The sequence below is a fragment of the Cryobacterium algoritolerans genome, assembly GCF_004402785.1.
Taxonomy (GTDB): Bacteria; Actinomycetota; Actinomycetes; order Actinomycetales; family Microbacteriaceae; genus Cryobacterium; species Cryobacterium algoritolerans.
The window spans coordinates 1-6,441 of record NZ_SOFP01000007.1 but is presented as its reverse complement, the minus strand read 5'-3'; the positions used below and the strand labels follow the sequence as shown (position 1 = coordinate 6,441).

Below are 6,441 nucleotides of genomic sequence, written 5' to 3'. Positions count from 1 at the left end.
GCTGGGACATTACAAAATTGCCCGGCCCCATCAAAGGCACCTGGTTCGATTGCTACGTGATGATCGATATCTTCTCCCGCTATATCGTCGGCGCCCACGTCCACGCCTCCGAGTCCGGCGAGTTGGCGGTGGAGATGATGAAGGAGATCTTCGCCATCCACGGCACCCCGCACGTCGTCCATGCCGACCGCGGCAAAGCTGGGCGATGGCGGCGTCGATACTCATCTCCGCTGTCTCGAGGTCCACGTCGGTCGTGCTCCGCGATTGGGGAAGCCGAGCAAGCATGCTCGTGCCTCCTTTCAGGGCGAAGGGGCAATCGTCCTGCGAGAACACCCGGCAGAGAAAGCGATCGAAGACAGCCAGTTCGATGAGGCTCTGGACGGAGGACCCGACGCCGCTTCGGTACGCCACGCGTGCCTTCTCCGTGATCGCGGAAAGCACCGCACGCCCATCTGGGTACGGGTCGCTAACGGTCATTATTCTTCCTCTTTGATGCTGAACGTTTCTGTGGCGCCGACTGTGGGAGCAGGCGAGTTCCCGGTTGCGACTTGGAAGTCGATCGCGGGAATGGTGATGTTCGGCAGCGATGCCGATATCTGCGCTGCGATGGATTTCGTGATGTGACCCAGCTGTTCACGCTGGCGCTGAAGTAATGGGGCGAGCACGGTATCCCTGATTTCGGACACGAGGCGACCCTGATCCACGAGTACCGGTGCGATCATCCGCTCGATGTGTTCGCGCAGCTCGACGCTCCCCGCCAGCTGGGGCTGTAGGCCACCGACGATGGACCTCAGCTGCTCCCGCACTGCCTGGCTGACGATCCCCTCAAGGGCAGCGCCAATAGCCGGCCGCCGCACGAGCGCACGCGCCGCGGCCACATCATCGATCCCCGCGCTCCGGCGGAGCTGTTCCAGCAGAGCTGGGCCATCGCCTCGAGCGTGGCCGTATCGTGCGGCGAACGGGGTCAGCAGAAGACCGAGGTGTTCAAGGTCGACCGCTCGTTCTCCCCGGGTCGCGTCGGCCAGCACGTCGCCGACCAGGGACAGGTCGCCGATCTCGTCGACCAGGTCGGCGACCGTTCGTTCGATGCTCGTCACCGGGAGGCCCCCGACAACCACAACGTCGCGGGAATCCAGCTGGCGCCGGCTGTAGACAATGTCGGTTCGTTGCGTTTGGCGTCGCTCGCTTGTGATCAGGCGATACGGGACTGGATTGATATCACCGCACTCATGAACAGCTGCCGCGGCCGCCCCGCCCACCACGACTCCCGGGGTACTCACCCGCTCCCACGCCAGCACCATGGGTTCAGTCGACATCCAGGCAGCGCGCAGATCATCCAGAGGAGCGACCGGCACTCCCCCGATCCGGTACACGCCGTGGGCGAGACGCACGAGTCGCCCATCTCGTTCCCGATGCGAGAGATTGGCGCGACTCACACCCCGCGCCCGCGCCTGAGCCGCGGTGAATAGACCCCACTGGCCGGCAGCCAGTTCCTCAAGGATCGGCTCAACAACAACGCTTATACTTGGAAAGTATAGCTGGAGTACGCTTTTCAAGCAATTGTGTTCTCGAAAAGCGGACCTGAAGGCGAATCCCGTGCGGGCGGGGTTTACGCGACACGGCGGCCCCAAGGCGGAGTAGGGGCGATGGTTGTCGATTCCCACGCTCGGCTGCACAAATTCTGCACTCGCGTGCACAGCTCATTCACGCCACCACGGCCTTGGCTCTGTGCCCATGAGGGTCCGTCATCTGACACGGCATCATCACGCTCGGCGGTTGCGACGATTGCCCCCTCGCCGGTCGCGCTTAGGGTCGTCGCGCTCGGGCCACTTCTTCATGACATCACCACGCTTCTCATCACTTGGAACACATGGGTAGGTCCACCGAGAAATGTCAGCTCCTGCAACCCCATCGGCTCGCACCTCCTGCCGTGGGGTATTCGCTAAAACGAGATTCCACCGCTACCGATCGTTGGCAGAAATGGAAGCAGGGGAGGTGAGTTCCCCCATCCGAAGATATACGCATCAATAAGCGCGAAGAGGAGAGCGATAACCCAGCGAATCCACCAGGGCCTCACCCAGGGAGGTACCGCCACAGCGGCGAACACAAGCCCCGCGCACACCACGGGCACGACTACTCCCCAGGGAAGACTGAACTGTTCAGAATTTGCTGTCGACCCCCAGCATCCACCGAATCCGCACCAGTTAAACCGAGCCGCAACCCAGAGCGGGTATCCGATCAGAAGCGCGAGCGGCACGGTCCAGAGCAAGTGCACGGCCGCGACGCTGAAACCCGCTGGTTTCTTTGCGCGTACTGCCATGTCAGCCAAAATTCACCGCTCCCGAGGTTGCGAACGCGCCTGCCTGGATTGATGCACCCAGCGAGGACGTCCCGTTGACAGTGACCTTACCGGGCGACTGACGCACTACCTTGATCTTCGGGTCGATCGTTGTGCCCGCGGAGAAGGAGAGATCCTTGTTGGTCAAGCCAGATGCTCCCACTACCTGTTCTCTTGTTCTGGGTGGCGATGGGCATTTGCGATGTTTTGAATCGGTTGCCCTTTCTTGGGGCTGGTTTGAGTTCCGTGTGCACTGCTAGAAAGTAGCTGCGGCTGTGGATCGTGCGCCGCGATCGTCGTTCGCTGCGTGAACGCCAGAGCCCGGCGGAAGAGCATCGGCAACTGAGATCACACCATGAATCGTCACTCGAGCGGGAGCCTGAACATGCGTCGGTACCTGAGGTTAGGCGTCGTGTTCGGTGTCGGCGTGGCCATGGTGTTGGGGGTGGCGGGCTGCTCGTTAAACGCGCCCGACGCGGGGAAAACAGTTGCGCAGATTCGGGTGGTTCCCATCCTCAACGATCCTCCACCCGATGGTGATCTGCTCGGCCGAGCCGAGTACCTCGGAAGCTCCGGACCGATAGCGCAGGACGCCTGTGTTACGACCGTCTTCGCCGCTCCAGACAGTCCCTCCGCGCTCCTGGACTACTACCGCCGGACCTACCCACAACTCGAATTTCACCGAGAATCAGGCACCGCGGACGCCATCAGCCTCAACGGGACAGACGGGTGGGCCTACGTGTCAGTGAATATACAAGCCAAGTCCCCGTACCTCGAACCGCGGTCAAGTCCAAATGTGTGGTGTAACGGGTTTTCCGTGTGATTCTTGGATTTTTAGGCGCTGAGGGCGCCGAGTTCGGTTGTGGGTTCCTCCTTGTCGGTCGGGATGAGGGTGAGCCGTGAGCGGCTGAGGACGTCGAGGCCGAGGTAGCGGCGGCCTTCGATCCATTCGTCGTGTTGTTCGGCCAGGACCGCTCCGACGAGCCGGATCAGGGAGCCGCGGTCGGGGAAGATGCCCACGACGTCGGTGCGGCGGCGGATCTCTCGATTGAGGCGTTCCTGGGGGTTGTTGGACCAGAGCTGACGCCAGATCTCCTTCGGGAAACCGGTGAACGCGAGCACGTCCGCCCGGGCTGTCTCGAGGTGGGTGGCGACCGCGGGGAGCTTCTCCTCGAACGCGTTCAGGACCCGGTCGAACTGGGCGTGCACGGCGTCCGCGTCGGGCTGGTCATAGACGCAAGTGGAGCAGGGTCTTTACCGACGGCCAGCTGGACTTCGGGGTCGCGGACATCAGATTCGCGGCGTAGTGGGTGCGACAACGCTGCCAGGTCGCACCGGGCAGGGTGGCCCCGATCGCGGCGACGAGGCCGGCATGCGCGTCGCTGGTGACGAGTTTCACCCCGGTCAGGCCACGGGCAGTCAAGTCGCGGAAGAAGCCGAGCCAGCCGGCGCCGTCTTCGGCACTGGTGACTTGCAGGCCCAGGATCTCGCGGTGCCCGTCCTTGTTCACGCCCGTCGCGAGGAGCGCGTGGACGTTGGCGACACGGCCGCCCTCGCGGACCTTCAGCACCAGGGCGTCGGCGGCGACGAATGTGTAGGGGCCAGCGTCGAGGGGACGGGTGCGGAACTGCTCGACCTGCTCATCGAGGTCCTTGGCCATGATCGACACCTGCGACTTGGAGAGACGGGTAATGCCGAGGGACTCAACGAGTTTCTCCATCCGCCTGGTCGACACCCCGAGCAGGTAGCAGGTCGCCACGACGCTGGTCAGGGCGGCCTCGGCGCGGCGGCGGCGCTCGAGGAGCCAGTCCGGGAAGTAGGTGCCAGTGCGTAGCTTCGGGATCGCAACGTCCAGGGTGCCGGTGCGGGTGTCGAAATCCCGGTGCCGGTAGCCGTTGCGGGAATTGACCCGGTCGGCGGAGATCTGGCCGTACTCGGCGCCGCAGACGGCTTCGGCCTCGGCGCTCATCAGCGCGTTGATGAACGTGGTCAGCATCTGCCGCATCAGGTCCGGCGAGGCTTGCTCGAGTTGTTCGGACAGGAAACGGGCAGGGTCAATAAAATGGGGTGCGGTCATCGCGTGTACTCCTTCGGAAAAGACTTGATCGGTCTTTCCAAGAATCACGCGGTGGCCGCCTCACATCGGTGCAACACGCCCAACAGGGCCGGGGTTACACCACGCTATTGGACGCAACCCACGGGCGACCCGCCTCTCGACAGGAGACCCTGGACGCCCAGGCCGGATACCCCAGTGATGACCTGGTCGCACCACTGGGCATCCTTCTGCTGGCCCGCCAAGGAGCCACCGTTCTCGGCTGTGCAGGAATGCGGGTACGCCCCGGCGACATCGGCGAAGTGACCAGAGTCTTCGTGGAACCTGCGGCACGAGGTAGGGGCGTGGGACGCCTTCTCATGAAGGAACTGGAACGCAAATCCCTCGAACTCGGACTCCATGCGTTGCGGTTGGACACACGAACGGACCTCGTCGAAGCGCGAAGCCTGTACGCGTCCCTTGGCTACATCGAAGGGGAAGCGCACAATACCGACCCATACGCGAACCACTGGTTCCGGAAAGAATTGGCCTGAATTTCGATTCTTGAAGGCCAGCGAAGGGCTTGGTCGGTTTGTAGTGCCCGGTCAGGGTTCCTCTGCGGTTAGGGGGCGAAGGGTCTGCCGGATCCGATCCTGAATACGCCAATCACCGTGGTGCCATCCGATGCGTAGGCCGGAATATCGACGTAGGTTCCTTCGTGCGCGTTCGTCCACTCGATCGCTTCCTCGGGTGACTTCACGTTCGAGCCTTCAGCGGCTTCAAGGTCTGTGGAATAGACGTAGGCCGGCTTCATATCCAGGGTTTGGACGAGGATGAGGTCGGGTGCGATCGCGCTGCCTCCTTGGACACCGAACGTTTGCCCGTTTGCATTGACAGGCCAATCCGGAACCGGCCCGAGTGTGGCCTTTCCGCCAGGAGAGGCCGAGGGCGTGTAGAACAGGGTCCCGTAGTTCACTGCCACCGCCGTTCCGCTTGTTCCGACGGCCGCGATCAGGAGGATCAGCGCAGTCCAGAGCCCGGCCCGCCCTCGTCGCGTCGCGGGAGGCTTCTGCTGAGGGAGCGAATCTTCCGCTTCAGCGACGAGGAAGTGCCTCATTTGGGTTTTGCGTTCCGGGAGAAAGTTGTCGTCGTTCATGATCAGGCAGTCCCTTCTGGCTGCACGCGCGGAGTCGGTGCTGCACCGGCAACATGAACGGCAAGACGGTTTTTGGCGCGGGCGAGTCGGGATTTCACCGTGCCGCCCGGGATTCCCAAGGCCGCTGCCGCCTGGGCCATCGACATGTCCTCGAGGACGCACAAGGCCAGGACGTCCTGGTCCCGTGCGCTCAACCGGGAGAATGCCTTCCGGACTCCTGTTCGGGGCGATCGGGCGTCGAGACGTTGGCCGGTAGCGTCCGCGAAATCGTCGGCGTCTTGAGGTGCAGGGAGTCTGGCAAGGAGCAGGTGTTGGCGCCGCCGGGAACGGGCGAGATTGCGGGCCGTGTGGGTGGCCGTCACGAGGAGCCAGCCGATGATCGATGTGTCCACCACCCGAACGGATCGACGCCGCTTCCAGGCCAGGAGAAAGACAATTGCGGTCACATCATCAGCGTCGGCGCGTGAACCTGTCAGTCGAAGGCTGTGGCCGAAGACGCGATCCGCGTGAAGTTCAAAGACGCGCCCGAACGCTTCAGGATCGTCCGCGACTGCGCGCAACCACAATGCGCTCTCACTCACGTCCTCCGGGTGATCCATAACTAATAATGTCCACTCGGCTCAGTCGAGTTCCATTTTTCTGACCCGCGTGTCAAACGTCGTAGTGAAAAGAAGGAGCTCCATGCGGCACTCGCGAGAAACCAAGTCAAAACGTCGCAATGGAGGTTCCCAAACGCCACTCCTCCAAGACTTCGGAACTTCGGCGCACTGGCGCCGAATCTATGTCCGTCGAGGTCCGGCTTGCGAGCTAGGTGTTGTTCCCACTGACGTTGTGAACGCGGTCGATGGGTGATTTGCCGCCGATGCCGGTATGGGGTCTGTGGTGATTGTAGCTGTGGATCCAGGCCTGGTAGGT

At 62.7% G+C, this 6,441-nt stretch carries 7 protein-coding genes and 4 pseudogenes; 3 read left to right on the top strand and 8 right to left on the bottom strand.

Features of this window, described 5'->3' with window-relative positions; translation table 11 throughout:
* Positions 1 to 194 (top strand): annotated as a pseudogene (locus E3O19_RS00795) (DDE-type integrase/transposase/recombinase); the annotation flags it as partial.
* Here E3O19_RS00795 and E3O19_RS00790 read toward each other — a convergent pair.
* The 4 genes and pseudogenes from E3O19_RS00790 to E3O19_RS17575 all read right to left on the bottom strand — a co-directional run.
* A pseudogene (locus E3O19_RS00790) lies at positions 124 to 477 on the bottom strand (nucleotidyl transferase AbiEii/AbiGii toxin family protein); the annotation flags it as partial. The pseudogenes E3O19_RS00795 and E3O19_RS00790 sit on opposite strands and share 71 nt — an antisense overlap.
* Positions 477 to 1,301 (bottom strand): hypothetical protein, encoded by an 825-nt coding sequence (locus tag E3O19_RS00785; protein WP_241981114.1) that lies wholly within the window; start codon positions 1,299 to 1,301, stop codon positions 477 to 479. The pseudogene E3O19_RS00790 and the gene E3O19_RS00785, both read right to left, overlap by 1 nt.
* Positions 1,302 to 1,373: 72 nt before the next feature.
* Positions 1,374 to 1,664 (bottom strand): annotated as a pseudogene (locus E3O19_RS18745) (type IV toxin-antitoxin system AbiEi family antitoxin domain-containing protein); the annotation flags it as partial.
* A 657-nt stretch (positions 1,665 to 2,321) separates the two neighbouring features.
* Positions 2,322 to 2,486, bottom strand: coding sequence for a hypothetical protein (locus E3O19_RS17575; RefSeq protein ID WP_166804403.1), 165 nt, complete (start codon positions 2,484 to 2,486; stop codon positions 2,322 to 2,324).
* A 237-nt stretch (positions 2,487 to 2,723) separates the two neighbouring features.
* Between E3O19_RS17575 and E3O19_RS00780 the strand changes: the two genes are divergently transcribed.
* Positions 2,724 to 3,161 (top strand): hypothetical protein, encoded by a 438-nt coding sequence (locus tag E3O19_RS00780; protein ID WP_134564734.1) that lies wholly within the window; start codon positions 2,724 to 2,726, stop codon positions 3,159 to 3,161.
* Positions 3,162 to 3,172: 11 nt separating this feature from the next.
* Here the strand turns inward: E3O19_RS00780 and E3O19_RS00775 are convergent.
* Positions 3,173 to 4,415 (bottom strand): annotated as a pseudogene (locus E3O19_RS00775) (IS256 family transposase).
* Here E3O19_RS00775 and E3O19_RS18740 point away from each other — a divergent pair.
* Complete coding sequence (locus tag E3O19_RS18740; protein ID WP_134564733.1) at positions 4,406 to 4,924, top strand: GNAT family N-acetyltransferase; 519 nt, start codon at positions 4,406 to 4,408, stop codon at positions 4,922 to 4,924. The pseudogene E3O19_RS00775 and the gene E3O19_RS18740 sit on opposite strands and share 10 nt — an antisense overlap.
* Before the next feature lie 68 nt (positions 4,925 to 4,992).
* Here the strand turns inward: E3O19_RS18740 and E3O19_RS00765 are convergent, their stop codons facing one another.
* The 3 genes from E3O19_RS00765 to E3O19_RS00755 all read right to left on the bottom strand — a co-directional run.
* Positions 4,993 to 5,526 (bottom strand): hypothetical protein, encoded by a 534-nt coding sequence (locus E3O19_RS00765; RefSeq protein ID WP_134564732.1) that lies wholly within the window; start codon positions 5,524 to 5,526, stop codon positions 4,993 to 4,995.
* A gap of 2 nt (positions 5,527 to 5,528) precedes the next feature.
* Positions 5,529 to 6,125 carry an RNA polymerase sigma factor gene (locus E3O19_RS00760; RefSeq protein ID WP_134564731.1) on the bottom strand — a complete coding sequence of 199 codons (597 nt, stop codon included), beginning with the start codon at positions 6,123 to 6,125 and terminating at the stop codon, positions 5,529 to 5,531.
* Positions 6,126 to 6,333: 208 nt separating this feature from the next.
* Positions 6,334 to 6,441, bottom strand: a 108-nt coding sequence (locus E3O19_RS00755; protein ID WP_166804401.1) for an integrase core domain-containing protein, incomplete at its 5' end; no start/stop codon positions are given.